Origin of the sequence: uncultured Wocania sp. (assembly GCF_964021735.1) — a bacterium.
GTDB lineage: Bacteria > Bacteroidota > Bacteroidia > Flavobacteriales > Flavobacteriaceae > Wocania_A.
The window spans coordinates 1-16,304 of the sequence record NZ_CAXIBN010000066.1 but is presented as its reverse complement, the minus strand read 5'-3'; the positions used below and the strand labels follow the sequence as shown (position 1 = coordinate 16,304).

15 protein-coding genes and 1 tRNA gene are annotated in these 16,304 nt (G+C 32.0%); 7 read left to right on the top strand and 9 right to left on the bottom strand.

Annotated elements, in window-relative coordinates:
- Positions 1-44: 44 nt before the first annotated feature.
- Positions 45-120 (bottom strand) — tRNA-His (locus AADI82_RS07655).
- Positions 121-277: 157 nt separating this feature from the next.
- Positions 278-994 carry a bacillithiol biosynthesis deacetylase BshB1 gene (bshB1, locus tag AADI82_RS07650; RefSeq protein WP_341215856.1) on the bottom strand — a complete coding sequence of 239 codons (717 nt, stop codon included), beginning with the start codon at positions 992-994 and terminating at the stop codon, positions 278-280.
- Positions 995-1,311: 317 nt separating this feature from the next.
- On the opposite strand from bshB1, the gene AADI82_RS07645 reads away from it, so the two are divergent.
- From AADI82_RS07645 to AADI82_RS07635, 3 genes are all read left to right on the top strand, one after another.
- Entirely contained in the window at positions 1,312-3,141 is a 1,830-nt protein-coding gene (locus AADI82_RS07645; RefSeq protein WP_341215855.1) for an SLC13 family permease, read from the top strand.
- A 40-nt stretch (positions 3,142-3,181) separates the two neighbouring features.
- Complete coding sequence (gene pckA / locus AADI82_RS07640; RefSeq protein ID WP_341215854.1) at positions 3,182-4,813, top strand: phosphoenolpyruvate carboxykinase (ATP); 1,632 nt, start codon at positions 3,182-3,184, stop codon at positions 4,811-4,813.
- A gap of 103 nt (positions 4,814-4,916) precedes the next feature.
- Complete coding sequence (locus tag AADI82_RS07635) at positions 4,917-5,600, top strand: DUF2490 domain-containing protein (RefSeq protein ID WP_341215853.1); 684 nt, start codon at positions 4,917-4,919, stop codon at positions 5,598-5,600.
- Positions 5,601-5,623: 23 nt separating this feature from the next.
- Here AADI82_RS07635 and rlmF read toward each other — a convergent pair whose 3' ends face one another.
- The 3 genes from rlmF to AADI82_RS07620 are packed head-to-tail and all read right to left on the bottom strand — an operon-like array spanning position 5,624 to position 8,490.
- Entirely contained in the window at positions 5,624-6,496 is an 873-nt protein-coding gene (rlmF, locus tag AADI82_RS07630) for a 23S rRNA (adenine(1618)-N(6))-methyltransferase RlmF (protein ID WP_341215857.1), read from the bottom strand.
- 20 nt (positions 6,497-6,516) lie between these two features.
- Positions 6,517-7,068, bottom strand: a complete 552-nt coding sequence (locus AADI82_RS07625; RefSeq protein ID WP_341215852.1) for a hypothetical protein — start codon at positions 7,066-7,068, stop codon at positions 6,517-6,519.
- A gap of 15 nt (positions 7,069-7,083) precedes the next feature.
- Positions 7,084-8,490 carry an MATE family efflux transporter gene (locus AADI82_RS07620; RefSeq protein WP_341215851.1) on the bottom strand — a complete coding sequence of 469 codons (1,407 nt, stop codon included), beginning with the start codon at positions 8,488-8,490 and terminating at the stop codon, positions 7,084-7,086.
- A 195-nt stretch (positions 8,491-8,685) separates the two neighbouring features.
- Here AADI82_RS07620 and AADI82_RS07615 point away from each other — a divergent pair, with 195 nt between their 5' ends.
- Positions 8,686-9,345: an HAD family phosphatase gene (locus AADI82_RS07615; protein ID WP_341215850.1), complete on the top strand. Its 660-nt coding sequence runs from the start codon at positions 8,686-8,688 to the stop codon at positions 9,343-9,345.
- A gap of 47 nt (positions 9,346-9,392) precedes the next feature.
- Here the strand turns inward: AADI82_RS07615 and AADI82_RS07610 are convergent, their stop codons facing one another.
- Positions 9,393-9,539 carry a hypothetical protein gene (locus AADI82_RS07610; RefSeq protein WP_341215849.1) on the bottom strand — a complete coding sequence of 49 codons (147 nt, stop codon included), beginning with the start codon at positions 9,537-9,539 and terminating at the stop codon, positions 9,393-9,395.
- Positions 9,540-9,542: 3 nt separating this feature from the next.
- Positions 9,543-9,986 (bottom strand): large conductance mechanosensitive channel protein MscL, encoded by a 444-nt coding sequence (gene mscL, locus AADI82_RS07605; protein ID WP_341215848.1) that lies wholly within the window; start codon positions 9,984-9,986, stop codon positions 9,543-9,545.
- A gap of 231 nt (positions 9,987-10,217) precedes the next feature.
- On the opposite strand from mscL, the gene AADI82_RS07600 reads away from it, so the two are divergent.
- Together AADI82_RS07600 and AADI82_RS07595 are read left to right on the top strand one after the other, a co-directional pair.
- Positions 10,218-10,820: a SatD family protein gene (locus tag AADI82_RS07600; protein ID WP_341215847.1), complete on the top strand. Its 603-nt coding sequence runs from the start codon at positions 10,218-10,220 to the stop codon at positions 10,818-10,820.
- Positions 10,814-11,536: a DUF3307 domain-containing protein gene (locus AADI82_RS07595; RefSeq protein ID WP_341215846.1), complete on the top strand. Its 723-nt coding sequence runs from the start codon at positions 10,814-10,816 to the stop codon at positions 11,534-11,536. The genes AADI82_RS07600 and AADI82_RS07595 overlap by 7 nt, the downstream gene beginning before the upstream one ends.
- Before the next feature lie 240 nt (positions 11,537-11,776).
- Here the strand turns inward: AADI82_RS07595 and ccsA are convergent, their stop codons facing one another.
- Together ccsA and AADI82_RS07585 are read right to left on the bottom strand one after the other, a co-directional pair.
- The gene (gene ccsA, locus AADI82_RS07590) at positions 11,777-15,043 is read right to left on the bottom strand and encodes a cytochrome c biogenesis protein CcsA (RefSeq protein WP_341215845.1); all 3,267 of its coding nucleotides are present in this window, start codon (positions 15,041-15,043) and stop codon (positions 11,777-11,779) included.
- 146 nt (positions 15,044-15,189) lie between these two features.
- Positions 15,190-15,594 (bottom strand): group III truncated hemoglobin, encoded by a 405-nt coding sequence (locus tag AADI82_RS07585; RefSeq protein ID WP_341215844.1) that lies wholly within the window; start codon positions 15,592-15,594, stop codon positions 15,190-15,192.
- A 60-nt stretch (positions 15,595-15,654) separates the two neighbouring features.
- On the opposite strand from AADI82_RS07585, the gene AADI82_RS07580 reads away from it, so the two are divergent.
- On the top strand, positions 15,655-16,304 hold a 650-nt coding region (locus AADI82_RS07580; protein WP_341215843.1), incomplete at its 3' end, for a Rossmann-like and DUF2520 domain-containing protein.

Sequence of the window (16,304 nt, the reverse complement as noted above, 5' to 3'; positions counted from 1 at the left end):
CCACAAAAAAAGCCTTTCAATTTCTTGAAAGGCTTTTACTTTTTGGGTGGAAGACCGGATTCGAACCGGCGACCCTTGGTACCACAAACCAATGCTCTAACCAACTGAGCTACAACCACCATGTTTTTTATTTAAAACTTTTAAAAAGTTTAGAAAAAGGAGCACTCTAACTAATTAGTAAAAGCTACCCTGTAACTTGCATTTTATAATGCGTGTGCAAATGTAAATTATTTAGTATTTACCGCAAAGTATTTCTTTATTTTTTTAAGAATAATTTTTATTTCAAATCAAACAAACTATTAACCGCTAGATAGCGGTCAACCGTAAATCCTTCTGCATATTCTACTCCAACTAAACGTCCTAAATCTCTAGATCTGTAAATTATACTATCTGTAAAATTTTTACTAGATATTGGCGTTTCTGGTTCTTTACTTGTAGCATCGTAAAACTGTGTTTTATAGGCTAAAACAGCTTTCATTTTTACATCTATAAAATCAGAAACATCTACTACCAAATCAGGTTCTAAATTTTTCCATTGAATATAGTGATAAACTTGTTTTGGTCTCCATGGCTTTTGCATATCACCATCAATAGCTGTTTCTATTTTAATTAATCCGCTTAAAAAACAAGCATCACTTACTAATTGGCTTCCTTTTCCGTGGTCAATATGTCTGTCATCAATAGCATTACAAATTATAAGTTCTGGCTTGTATTTACGAATCATTTTAATAACCTCTAATTGATGCTGTCTATCATTTACAAAAAAACCATCTGCTAAACCTAGGTTTTCTCTAACAGAAACACCTAATATTTCAGCGGCATTATTAGATTCAGTTGCTCTAGTCTCAGCAGTACCACGCGTTCCTAGTTCGCCTTTAGTTAAATCAATAATGCCAACTTTTTTACCATTGGCTATTTCTTTTGCTATGGTAGCTCCACAACCTAACTCAACATCATCTGGATGCGCGCCAAAAGCAAGAATATCTAATTTCATATAATTATATATTATTCATAAAAAACCAAAAATAGCCTTTTAAACCTATTATTTTTTAGTTTTTCATTCAATTTCTTTAAAGATTTACATCTAAATGTGCAATAAAAATTAGTAAATCCATAAAACTCATTATTACGAAAACGTATTCGTTAATACTATTTACTGATTTTGTTTGATAAATATAACAATAATTGAAAAATAACTGTTATTGTAAAAGCATGACATTAGTCATAATTCTAGTAGAGCTTCTAGTGTAATTTTACTCTATAATTATTAAGTACTACAACTAAAAAGAATTATAAAGTATGATCTATTTAATGCTACTGATATTAACAATTACAATTGCACTTTTTGTTTGGGGCAAATTTACACCAGATATTGTAGCACTAATATCTATGATAAGTTTGTTTTTAACAGGTATTTTAGATGCTACCGAAACTTTAAGTGGATTTAGTAACCCAACTGTTATTATGATTGCAGCACTCTTTATAATTGGAGAAGGTATTGCTCAAACCGGTTGGACAGCTATGGCTGGTAAAAAGTTTGTGGAGTGGGCAGGAAAAAGCATTCCTAAATTATTAGTAATTGTAACGCTTGGCGCAGGTGTATTATCTGGTTTTGTAAGCAACACTGGTACTGTAGCTACGCTAATGCCTTTAACTATCTCATCGGCTTGGAGTATTGGTACACTACCATCTAAAATGCTAATGCCTGTAGCTTTTGGGTCTAATACTGGAGGGTTATTAACCTTAACAGGAACACCTCCAAATATTATAGCTAGTAATGCACTTATAGATTCTGGTTTTGAAGGGTTTTCATTCTTTGAATTTGCTTTAATTGGTTTACCATTACTTATTATAGCAATTGTATATTTTAGATATATTGGCTATAAACTATTGCCTAAAAACAAAACAAATAATAAACCTGTTAATATTGAATCTACTTTACACAATTGGATAGAAGCTTATAAAATTGATAGCGGTTATTATCGATTACGTGTTAGATCTATATCACCACTACTAAACACAAAAATAGAAGCTTGGCAATTTGAAAAAACTTACAATGTATCTATAATCCGTATAAAAAGAAGACATCCAAATGTTTTAAAAGGAATACCAACTTTTATTGAATTCCCAGACCCAAACACAGAATTTCTCTATCATGATATTATTACACTAAAGGGTGATACTGAGGCTATTAATAAAATGATGATTACTTTTAGGCTAGGACTTTTACCACTTGAAACTATTACCGATGAATTGAAACACAACTTGATAAACCAAGAAGTTGGTATGACTGAAGTGATTGTAAATCCTAATTCTATTTTAGTAGGAAGACGCTATAAGTTAGGCGATTATTTTAAACGATTTGGAATACAATTATTAGCAGCTTCAAGAAATGGGAAACCTCTATTAGAAAAAGAGATTACTGTAAAAACTGGAGATGCCTTTTTAATAAGAGGAACATGGGAGCATATTGACGACCTTAAAAAACAACACGAAAACTTAGTAATTATTGGTAGTCCAGAAGGAATGGCTAAAAACGTTGAAGCTCTCAATACAAAATCTTTCATAGCTCTAGGTGCTTTAGTTTTAATGATAATATTTATGGTATTTAAAATTGTACCTGGTTCAATTGCAGCTTTAATCTCTGCTGGTATTGTTTTATTAACTGGTTGCGTCCCCATATCTAAAGCATATAAAGGAATTAGTTGGACTAGTGTTGTTATGATTGCTGCTATGATACCTATGGGTATTGCACTACAAAAAACAGGAACTGCACAGGTAATTGCAAATGGCTTAGTTGAATATTTAGGTGCTATACACCCCATAGCATTATTAGGTGGTGTGTTTTTGCTAACTACTACTTTTAGTCAAGTAATAAACAACTCAGCAACAGCAGTACTAATGGCACCAATAGCCATTCTAGCCGCAGGCTCTTTAAATCTATCGCCAGAACCATTTATGATTGCAGTTGCTATAAGTGCATCAACAGCTTTTTTAACACCAATAGGCACCACAACAAATGCTATGGTAATGACAGCTGGCGGTTATAAGTTTATGAATTACTTAAAAGTAGGCGCACCATTGCTTTTAATATTCTTTATAATATCTATGATACTCGTGCCAATAATATGGCCATTTTAAATAAACAAATTATTAATAGGAACCTTAAAATTTAATAAAAATGAAAACAACAGGAACAGTTCAAAATGACACAAGCCTTGAAAGGTATGGATTAAAAGATGTAACAGTAAACTGGAATTTATCACCTGAAGAGCTTCAGAAAATTACAGTTGAAAAAGGAATGGGAAAAGAAACAGCAAACGGAACACTTGCTATAAACACTGGTAAATTTACTGGTCGTTCTCCTCAAGATCGTTTCCTTGTAAAGGACGACTATACTGCTGATAAAGTTTGGTGGGGTAAAACTAACAAACCTGTATCTCCTGAAAATTTTGACAAGCTTAAAAATGAAATCACTAAATATCTTTCTGGAAAAGAAATTTATGCTAGAGATGGATACGTTTGTGCAGAGCCAGAATATAAAACAAATATTAGAACAGTAACCGAATTACCATGGTCAAACATGTTTGTTTACAACATGTTTTTAAGACCTAGCCAAAAAGAACTAGAAAACTTTAAAGAAGATTGGTTAATTCTTTGTGCTCCAGGATATGTTTGTCCAGATCCAAAAGAATTTGGTATTCGTCAAGGGAATTTTTCAATATTAAACTTTACTCAAAAAATAGCTTTAGTTGGAGGATCTGCCTATACTGGCGAAATGAAAAAAGGTATTTTCTCTGCATTAAACATGATTTTACCAACAGAAAGAAACGTACTACCAATGCACTGTTCTGCGAATGTAGGTAAAAAAGGAGATACAGCTATATTCTTTGGATTATCAGGTACTGGAAAAACAACATTATCTGCAGATCCAGACAGAAAGCTTATTGGTGATGATGAACATGGTTGGACAGCAGATAATACAATCTTTAACTTTGAAGGTGGGTGTTATGCTAAAGTAATTGATTTAACTGAAGAAAAAGAACCAGACATTTTTAGAGCGATAAAACCAGGTGCTATACTTGAAAATATTGTATTTAAAGAAAATGGTGAACCTGATTATATGGATAGTAGTATTACACAAAATACACGTGTAAGTTACCCTATTCATCATATAGATAATATCCAAGAAACACTTTATGCAAACAATCCTAAAAACATTTTCTTTTTAACTTGTGATGCTTTTGGAGTTTTACCTCCAGTATCTAAATTAACGCCTGGTCAAGCTGCATATCACTTTATCTCAGGGTATACTGCTAAAGTTGCAGGAACAGAAGCTGGAATTACAGAACCGGTACCATCATTCTCCGCTTGTTTTGGAGAACCATTTATGCCATTACACCCAACAGTTTATGGTGAAATGTTAAGTAAAAAAATGACAGAAGCTGGCGTAAATGTTTGGTTAATTAATACAGGATGGAGCGCAGGACCTTACGGTGTTGGATCTCGTATAAAATTAAAATACACAAGAGCTATGATTACAGCTATTCTTAACGGTGATTTAGATAATGTAGATTACGAACAAAACTTTATTTTCGGATTATACATGCCTAAATACTGTCCTGGAGTACCAACAGAAATTTTAGACCCGATGAATACTTGGTTACAAAAAGGAGCTTACGTGGGGAAAGCTATTCAATTAGCACACTCTTTTCACTTAAACTTTGAGAAATTTGCTCAACAAGCATCTGAACAAATTATTGAAGGTGGTCCACTAATTGATGAACACCATCACTTACACGAGCACCTTTAATAGGTTCTTATTTAACCGTAAAAGGAGCTCTTTTTGAGCTCCTTTTATCTTCTATACAACTCAAATTTATAGAATGAATAAATTAAATTTTTATATTTAAAAAATGAAAAAACGATTACTTATAATTAGTCTTTTTATGGTTTTCTACTCTAGTTATTCACAAATAAACCCTGAGGATAAATTAGGAGCTTGGTACGAAATAGGAAGCAATCACAGAATTTCAGAAAAAACAAGCATCAATGTTTACACTCAACTATGGTTATATGAGGTTAATGATAACTTTAACTTCTTTTTAATAAAAACAAGTTATAATTACCACTTTAATCCAAAATTAACAGCAAGTATTTATTTGGGATATTCAGATTTTGACGGTAATATAAGCAGCAGTTCACCACATACTTACGAAAGCCGCATAACCGAACAAATTACATTCAAACATAAATTAAGCAAAATACCTTTAGACCATAGATTTAGAATAGAGCATCGTTTTTTTAGAAAACATGATTCTAAACCAAAAGTAGCAAGGCTACGCTATCGTATTGGCACTAAATTTAATTTAAACAAAACATGGTTTGCTCGCTTAACTAACGAACTTTTATTAACCCCAAAATTAAGCAACACACCAGAAAATAGGCTATATACTGGTTTAGGTATTAATATTTCTAAATCTAGCAACATACAACTAGGGTATATAAATAGAAACACATCTAATAAAGAGAATTTACATAGAATACAAGTTGGTTTGTTTTTTAAAACAGATTTAAGAAAAAAGAAAAAAAACAGCTAAATCTAATATTTCTTATGCTATTTTTACTTTTCTTTAGTTAAAAACGTCCAAGCTACAATACGCGATATTTTATTGCCTTGCCCCATATTAATAGTTTTAATATGAATTGCTCCAAGCTTTTTTAAAGAGACATAAATACCTCTTACTAAATCTTTTTTAGATACTAATGTGGTAAACCAAACACATTGTTCTTTAAACAAAGAGCTTTCATATAAATAATTATGAATAAACGCTTTTTCGCCTCCTTTGTACCAAAGTTCGTTTTGCGTGCCAGCAAAGTTTCTTACAAGCTTATCTTCTACTCTATTTAAGCCTTTTAGTTTTCTTGTTGTAGCCTCTAAAGCTTCGGTTTTCGATTTATAAAATGGCGGATTGCATATTGATGCTGAAAACCTATCATCTTCATTTAAAACACCTTTAAAAATTCTCGAACTATCTTTTTGATGTCTTAAAGAAATTGAATCATTTAAGTTGTTTTTATTAATGATTTTTTGAGCAGTTTCTATGGAAGTTTTATCAATATCAGTCGCCACAAAACTCCAGTTATACTCGGCAACTCCCAAAATAGGATAAATACATGTTGCTCCAGTTCCTATATCTAAAATACTAATGTTTTCTTTTAAGTTTGAAGCTTTAAGTAAATCTGCTAAATAATGAATATAGTCTACGCGACCAGGAATTGGCGGGCATAAATTAGCATCTGGAAATTTCCAAAAATCAATATTATAGTATTTATACAACAACGCTGTATTAAGAGCTTTTACAGCGTCTGGGTTTGCAAAATCAATCGTTTTAATTTCGTATTTATTTACAAGTATAAAAGCTTCTAATTCTGGAAAACAAACAGATAAAGCATCTAAATCGTAACCCGATTTGTGCTTATTGTTAGAGTGAATGTTTGTTTGTTTTTTGATAGCTATAAAATTAAATCGTCTAATTCCTCATTTATTATTTTTGAAATGTTTTTTCTTTGTTTTTTCATCCTTTCTGATTTGTTTTTAGCTCCAAAGCTATTTTTATCAGAATTAAAATGCATAGAACCTTCAGCTAGAGCTGATCCTTGTCTAATCATTAATCCATTAAAACGACAGTTATCATAACCACAATTATGTTTTGAATAGTCTCCAAAATTTCTATGTTTAATTTTCTTATCAGTTAATATTTTTTCCTGATTTGATTTTATATCGTCCCAAACTTTACTTTCATCAGCAACAGTCATTTCTTCACCTAAAGTGATTAAATTAAAATAGGTTAATGGATCTTTTAATTGATAAAAATTAAATGTTTTTTCAAAAAATCGATTTGCATAATCTCTAATTTCAATCTTATCATCAAGATTAAGTTTTTCATTTTCACAAATTGATTTATACAAGCCCAATGTATTAAAGTCTGTGTACTTTTTATAATTATCTATATAATGAACGTATTCAGATTTGTTTAGCGTATTAAATTGTTTTCCTATTTTCATTTTATACTTCTTTTATTACACCTCAACCGTTTTCCAATGTCCTTTTTTAAACCAAACAATAGCAATAATAGCTATTAAAACTTCTGCTAAAGTAATTGCCCAAAACACACCAGCAGGCCCAAAACCTAAAGTAATTGCCATTATATATGCAAATGGTAATTGCAATAACCAAAAACAAACAAAATTAATATAAGTAGGTGTTTTGGTATCGCCTGCACCATTAAACGCATTGATAACCACCATACCATAACCGTAAAAAATGTAACCTGCAGCAATGACTCGCAAACACAGGCTACCATATTTTACAACATCTGGAGTAGCATTAAACAATATAATAATTTGTGGTGCGAACACTAAATAAATCACAGATACAATACCCATAAAAATAGCAGAATACTTTCCTGTTTTCCAAACCGATTGTTCTGCACGTTCTGGTTTTTTAGCACCTAAATTTTGTCCTACTAAAGTTGCAGCAGCGTTACTCATGCCCCAAGCTGGCATCAATGTAAACATCATAACACGAATGGCAATGGTGTAACCCGCCAACACTTCGCTACCAAACTCACTCATAATTCGCATTAAAAATACCCAGGATGATGTGCCTATTAAAAACTGACCAATACCACCTATTGACACCTTTATTAAATTCAGCATCACACCAACACGAAGTACTAAATCTTTAACACCAATTTTAATTTTACTATATCCATAAAATAAAACAGCCAATTGAAAAACCACTGCAGTACCACGACCGATGGTTGTAGCAATAGCAGCACCTTTAACACCATAAGCTGGAATAGGACCGAAACCAAAAATAAACATCGGATCTAAAATAATATTAAGTCCGTTTGACAAAATAAGTGTCCACATCGCTACCGATGCATTTCCCGCTCCTCTAAAAATAGCATTAATTAAAAACAGTAACATAATAGTTGCATTTCCGCCTAAAAGCACTTGTGTATAACCGTAACCTTCAGCAATAAGATCCGGTTCTGCACCCATCAAACCTAATATTTCTTTAGGATAAATGATACCTAATGCACTAATAATTGCTGCCACAAATACACCTAAAAATATAACTTGAACTGCGGCATTTGATGCGCCTTTTACATCTGTTTCTCCAATACGTCTTGCCACTACAGCTGTTGCTGCCATACTTAAACCAATGGCAACGGCATACACTAATGTAATAACAGATTCAGTTAAACCTATGGTTGCCACCGCATTTACACTAACTTGAGATACATACATAATATCTACTAGCGCAAAAATAGATTCCATGAGCATTTCTAAAATCATAGGAATAGATAGCATAAAAACTGCTTTACGTATACTACCAGATGTAAATTCTTGGTCTTTGCCAGTAACAGCTATTTTAAAATATTGAATGAATTGTTTTAATGAAATTTTATTTGATTGCATTTTGAAAAATATAAAATATAGACATAACCAAACACAAGGAGTGTTTAGTATTTTTTAGTTCGAGGGAATCTCGATACAGAACGGAAGTCGAATTATGCAATCATAAGACCGCAAATATGACAAATTAATTTAAAACTACAAAATGCGCTTAGGGAATTTGTACTGTATGGCATATCTTCGCCAAAAAATTTTGAAATGTTAAAAGCTGTTATTTTTGATATGGATGGTGTTATTGTTGATAGCGAACCGTTGCACCACAAAGCCTATCAAAACATGTTTAAAGATGTGAATATTGATGTGTCTGATGCACTTTACGAGTCTTTTACTGGACAAGCAACACTACCCATTTGTCAGCATTTATGTAAAACATTTAATCTTAATGAATCGCCCGAAACATTAATGGCTATAAAACGTAAGCATTTTAAATATTTATTTAATAATGATAACAGTTTTAAACTTATTGATGGCGTTTTAGAATTGATTAAAGATTACCATAGCAACGGTTTAAAATTAGTATTAGCATCTTCGGCTTCGATGCCTAATATTAATAGAATTTTTATGCGTTTTAATCTCGATCAATACTTTGTAGATAAACTTAGCGGAGCCGATTTAAAAGCCTCGAAACCACACCCAGAAATTTTTATAAATGCTGCTAAAGCTTCAGGTTTTAAAAGGGAAGAATGTATAGTTATTGAAGATTCCACCAATGGTATAAAAGCGGCAAATGCTGCGGGTATCTATTGTGTTGGTTTTGATAGCGAGCATTCGAAAAATCAAGATTATTCAACAGCCAATAAAGTGATTAGTGATTTTAGTGAGATTAGGTTTAGCGAGATAGAAAATATTTTGAGATAAAAATCTATATTAATGAGAAACTGAAACAAATTCGGTTTAACGAAAAATTAGTCCTCTTTCGATTTTTTAATAATAGCTTTTAATCGCTCCTTACGTAAAGCTTCTTCAGCTTTCTTTTTATTCTTTTTCTGAGCCATTAATTTAGAATGTTTCGCTTTATTCTTCGTGTTTTTATCACGCCCCGTTTTTGCCATAATTTAGTTTTTAGACTTTAACAACGCATTTTGTTCTTCCATTAAATCTGTTAACCTAGAAAGTAACTCAATATCTTTTGGTGTAGCAACCGTAGTATCTTTTGTGTCTTGCGCTTTTTTACGTAATCTATTCATAAACTTAACTACAATAAATACTGTGAACCCTATAATAATAAAATCTAAAAAGGCTTCGCCCAAAGCACCATAACCTATAGCAACTTCGTTTGTAAGCATTGTTCCGTTGGCATTTTCTACTGCATCTTTAAGTATAATGCGTTTATTCTCAAAATTTACACCATCCGTTAATAACGATAATGGTGGCAAAAATACTTTTTTTACCAACACGTCAATTACTTTATTAAAGGCTGCTCCAATAATAATACCTATTGCCATATCCATCATATTACCTTTTACGGCAAATTCTTTAAATTCTTTAAATAATTTCATTCCTATTCTTTTTTAAAAATTATTGTGCAAAGATATTTGTTTTAAAGTGAGTTCGAAAAAAGCAAAAACAATTATTTACATGTTATAAAGCATCTTTGATTATCTTCTAAAAAGGTGATATTCATAATTATTAGCCCAAAAGCTAATATTTATAATTATTAGTCTTTTAGCTAATAATTTTGCTTTCTTGAATAAAAATTTATACATTTGGATTATATCTATTGCTAAACTATGACAAGTATAATAACAGGTGATATTATAAATTCTAAAAAAAGTTCTCCAAAACTATGGCTAGAGACTCTTAAAACTATTTTGAATAGTTATGGTAATTCTCCTTTGTCATGGGAAATATATAGAGGCGACAGTTTTCAGTTGGAAATTAATCCAAAACAAGCCTTAAAAGCTTGTGTTTTAATTAAAGCGACTATAAAGCAATTTGAAAATATTGATGTAAGATTAGCCATTGGCATAGGGGAAAAAACATATCAATCTGATAAAATTACAGAATCTAACGGCAGTGCTTTTGTTAATTCGGGCGAGTGTTTTGAAGCTCTTAAAAAAACAACACTTGCTGTAAAATCACCTTTTAATGAATTTGACAACTCAATAAACATTATGCTAGAACTTGCTCAATTAATTTTAAATAATTGGACTAGTACCTCAGCAATTCTTATAAAAACTGCTTTAGAAAATCCAGACTTGAACCAAAGTCAATTAGCAAAAATTTTAAAAAGAACTCAAGGCAATATTAGTCAAGGTCTTAAACGCGCTGGCTATGATGAAATCTCAAAACTATTATACTACTACGAAACCCAAATACAAACCTTATGTTAGCATTATTCATCAAATTAATATTAGCACATTTTATAGGCGATTTTTTATTACAACCCCAAAAATGGGTGATTCATAAAGAAATACATAAACATAAATCCAAATTTTTATACTGGCACATTGTAGTGCATTTGGGTGCTTTACTTTTAGTTTTGCAAGCCGATTTTAAGTATTGGCTGGGTATTTTAATCATTATTATTTCTCATTTCATTATCGATGTAATAAAGCTTCATTTAAAAGCTGTACTCAACAACAGACTACTTTTTGGCTTAGACCAGCTTGCACATTTTATACTAATTGCTTTGGTAGTTAGCATTTACGAACCTTATCAATTTAGCATCGATTCGCTTTATAATCCAGCCTTTTTATTGCTAATCACAAGTTTATTGGGCGTAACCGTAGTCTCGTCAATAATTATGAGAACCATCATTTCTAAATGGTATTTAAAAGAAGACAGCAACGAGGAATCCTTAGAAAACGCTGGGGCTTACATTGGCATGCTAGAACGTCTATTTGTATTCGCCTTTATAATCACACAACATTGGGAAGGCATCGGGTTTTTATTAGCAGCAAAATCGGTGTTTCGTTTTGGCGATTTATCAAAAGCAAAAGACCGAAAACTAACCGAATACATACTAATAGGCAGTTTATTAAGTTTCGGTTTAGCTATTTTATTCGGACTTGGCTACGGCTATGTTTTAGGATTGATTTATAAATAATAATAGGACGTTACCCTATGGGTCGGGCTTTCGGCAGTCGCTTCCTCCTGCGTCGGCGAGCTCCAACAAATGCCTCAATCCCTAACGCGGGCAAGTCAGTTATATGCTGTAATTTATCTGTCATAACCTTTCAAATCCGCTAAATTTACAGTTTACAAAAAGTCTTAAAATCACGCATTAAAACATTTAAGAGACGAGTGAAAAAATTTAAAATAAACAGATTCCTGCCTCCGCAGGAATTTATTTCTTATAATACTTAGCATATCCGCGGTAAGCGAAAAACCCTAAAACAGCAACGATAGCACAAGCAATTAATATAAACTTAACACTCACTATTTGGTCACCACTAGCATAACTATGCAATCCAGCTAAATAGAAATTCACTCCAAAATAGGTCATTAAAATACTAGCAAACGCCACGATAGACATCAGGTTAAAAAACCAACGTCCGCGCAACCCAGGAATCAATCGCATGTGTATTACAAAGGCATAAATCATAATACTAATAAGTGCCCAAGTTTCTTTAGGATCCCAACCCCAATAGCGTCCCCAACTTTCGTTTGCCCACATACCGCCTAAAAAGTTACCAATAGTTAACATCACTAAACCTACAGTTAAAGCCATTTCAGTAATTATGGTAAGTTCTTTAATGTTTAAATCCATTTTCACTTTATTTTCTTTTGTAGTGAAAATCATCAATAATAATGATACAACGCCTAAAATCATACCCAATGCAAATGGCCCGTAACTTGCTACAATTACCGCAACGTGAATCATGAGCCAATAACTATTAAGTACAGGTTGTAAATTGGCAATGGCAGGATCCATCCAATTCCAATGCGCAATCATTAAAATCATAGAAGTTACAAAAGCTCCTGCCGCAATGGTTAAATCAGAAGTATTTCTTTTTCCTAAAATAGCCAATAGAATTCCTGAAACATTATCTTTATCGCCCTTCTCTTTTTTCTTACTTATTCCTGTAATTAAACCAAATAACATCGTAGACCAGGCTACGTAAATCATAGATTCGTAAGCATCGCTCCATGGCGCATGACCAGAAATATACCAACGCACAATTAAACCTGTGGTATGCAAAATAAAGAGACCAAGTATTATAACTTTTAAGACATTTACAGCAATATTTATAGCCTTACTTTTCTCTTTAAATATTTGAACAATTAATATTATAAACAGTAATGTACCTGCATACATATACCAGCTAAAAAGCTTTTTAAAAATATCGTATTTATTGTATAAAACTTCTGTTTTAACTTTATCATCACTCAACATAACCGAAGCTCCGTATTGATGCTGCGTTTTTTTAAAGGCTGATAAAAGTTTTGAAGCTTCAGAGAAATCACCAGATTTTTTTGAATTATTTAGCGTAAATAAATAAGCTCTAAATCCGTTTTTTATAAAATTTCCGTAAAGTGAATCTTCTATTCTATTATTTACTGCTTTGTCAATTCTATAATCGTAAGCCGAAATCCATTTGTTATTGTCATCATTAGGAATAGGGAATATTTTTAACGACATGCCTTCTACAGCATTGTACAATAAACTAACACGTTGGTCGGTTTCTTTAAATTCCTTTTGAAATCCAGTAGGCACTTGTGCCTTATACGCTTCTTCTAAATAAGGTGCTAATTTATACTCACCTCTTTCTGTGAAAAAATCGGCTAATGTAGCATGTTTTTCTTCTTTTTTAATGCCAATTAAACTTCTGATTGAATCTCCCTTTTTAGGCTTCAAATATATGATAGGTACATTATACCATAACATTGGGCTTTCTTGTATAGATAAAAGTACTTGGTTGGCATCAAAACCCTCATAAGTATCACTTTTACTTAGTTTACGGAGCATTTCTGATGCATATGTATTAACAGGCATCATACGTCCGCTAAGATCTTGAATCACTAAATGCCCAAATTCATTGGCATGTGCTTTAGGTGTTATGTTTGCTTTTAATATAGAATCTATTTGAGTTTTTGATGGTTTGGAGTGGTCGTGTCCATCGTTTTCAGAATGTTGCTGAGAAAAGGCATTCAACCCAAAACATAACAATACTATTGAAAGTAATTTTGCTTTTTTAGCTTTTACTTTATCAAGCTGTTTTTTTAAATCGCCAAAGCGAGACCCTTTAACAAACAAAATAGCCATCATACCAAAGTAAAGCATAAAATAACCAATATAGGTAAGCAAAGTTCCCCAATAATCATGATTTACAGATAATATGGTTCCTTTTTCATCGGGATCGAAACCAGATTGAAAAAATCGGTATCCACGATGGTCTAAAATATTATTCATAAATATTTTATAATCAAAATCGCCTTCTTGTTCGTCTAGAACAGTAACTTGACTTGAATAGGCAGAGTAGCCTCTTTCAGTTCCTGGGTAACGTTCGGCTTCAAAATCATTCAATTTTATTTGAAATGGCAACTCTAATACTTTCGATCCGTATTTAAAAGCAAAATCTAAACCGCCAACTTTAATTTGTTTAAAAGCGCTATTTGTTCCTTTACCTCCTAATAATCCCACTGTTTTTGTTTCGTTATTTGCGGTTACTTTCAACACTACACCATCACTATCATTTTTAAGTATCTCTGATTTCTGAACCACATCAAAAACACCTTTTACAACGGGTTTAGGAAACACCATTTGCATATTACCAATTTTATATAACGAGCGCAATACTAAAGGCTGTATGCTATCTTTTACCAACTCACCTTCAGCTCTTGTTGCCATAGTCATATAACTACCTTCAAAAGGCGATTGTATGGTTAGCTCATCATTAGAATATGTAATATTTATTGCGCCATCGGTAGGTTTATTAAGTGCTATTAATACATTATGAACATTAGCAATTTCTCCAACTTTTAAAAAATGATTGTGCGCACCATTTCCTCCAGCTTCAACTAATTTTAAATATTGTTCTCCGCTATCATCTGGAATAATATCTTCTTCAGCACCAACAATAAACTTTTCCAATTCAATAGTTACGGGTTGTTTATTGTAATCGGTATTTATTTTAAACTTGTTTTTTAGGCGTTTAGAAAAATCAACTTCAGATTCTAAAACACGTCTTTGACTTTGCCCATCAATTTTAAAATCTCCATCAATATAAGTTGTTACATATGTTTTTTGAGATAAAAAGGTGTTTTCAGTAGCACCTTCTCGAATAGCCATCATCCCCTCAAAACTCACATAACGGGTAATAAATGCCCCTAATAATATAAAAATGAATGATAAATGTAATATTAAGGTTGCCCATTTTTCTTTTTTATACAATCTGAAACGAAAAATGTTTCCTGTAAAATTAATTACAAAAAACACCATAATAGCTTCGAACCACCAAGCATTATATATTAAATTTCGGGTGTATGGCGTAGGCGATGTGTCTTGTCCTGCATCTAAAAATGTGCCTATTGCCATTGCTGCAGCAAAGGCTAAAAATAAAACAGCAGTAAGTCGTGTTGAAAAGAGAATTTTGGCGAGTTTATTTTCCATAATAACTACCTTTTTTTAGGTCGAGCAAATTTAAGGATTTATGTTTATTAAAAGCTGTTAAATTTTAAAAGAGTTGCCACGAATGCACTAATATTTTTACTATAAAAAATGATTACTGAAACTGCAAACTGAATACTAAATATTGCCTACTCTTTCATTCTCGCTTCAAATATTTTTAAATATAAAAACGTGCCCATTTTTCTGGCACGTCGTTTCGCGTTTTCGGCATAATCTCCTTCAAAAAGTTCATCAATAGTTTGAAACCAAAGGTTTAGCCAAAGCCCGAAGTGTAACTCAGAAATGGTATTATTATTTTCTTTATCAACTTTCACATGAGCTTCTAAAGGGTTGCCTTTATATTTCTTTTCCAACTTTCTGGTCATAAACAAACTCGATTCCCAAAATGTGGTTAGCTTTTCTAAATGCTCGTCCCAATCTTTAATTGCATTGTTAAAAAAAGGTCCTAAAACAGTATCTTTTCTAACTTTTATATAAAATGATGAAACCAATAAAAACACATCGTCTCTGGTTTCAATATCTTTTTTATTCATAGTAAGCAAAGATAAGACATAAGTCTTTTATATGATACAATACTTACTTATTTTAGCAGTATGATTTCAATAGTTATTCTTGGCGCTGGCAATGTAGCCACTCACCTATTTAAAGCTTTTAGCAAAGCTGAAAATGTTGTTATAAATCAATGGTATAACAGAAACTTAAATGCTATTAACTCCTATAAAAATGAGGTTGAAGTTATTGATGATGTATCACTTTTAAAAGATGCCGATGTTTATATAATAGCAGTTAGTGATGATGCTATTGTAGAACTATCAAAACAACTTCCATTTGAAAACCAACTCGTAATTCATACCTCTGGCAGCGTTGGTGTTTATGATATTGATAAAAAGCAGAAACGTGGTGTATTTTATCCGTTACAAACCTTTAGTAAAGATGCTGAAATGGATTTTAAAAACGTGCCGATTTGTATTGAAACCATCGATAAAAAAGATTATCATATTTTAAAACAATTGGCTATTTCTATAGGAAGCGCTACTAAAAAAGTTAATAGCGACCAGCGTCGTGTGTTGCATTTAGCTGCAGTTTTTGTTAATAATTTTACGAATCAATTATACCGAATTGGACATGAAATTACTGAAAGTGAAGGTGCAGAATTCGATTTATTAAAACCATTAATTCTTGAAACTGCAAAAAAAGTTCAAGAATTATCACCTTATATGGCGCAAACTGGTCCTGCAAAACG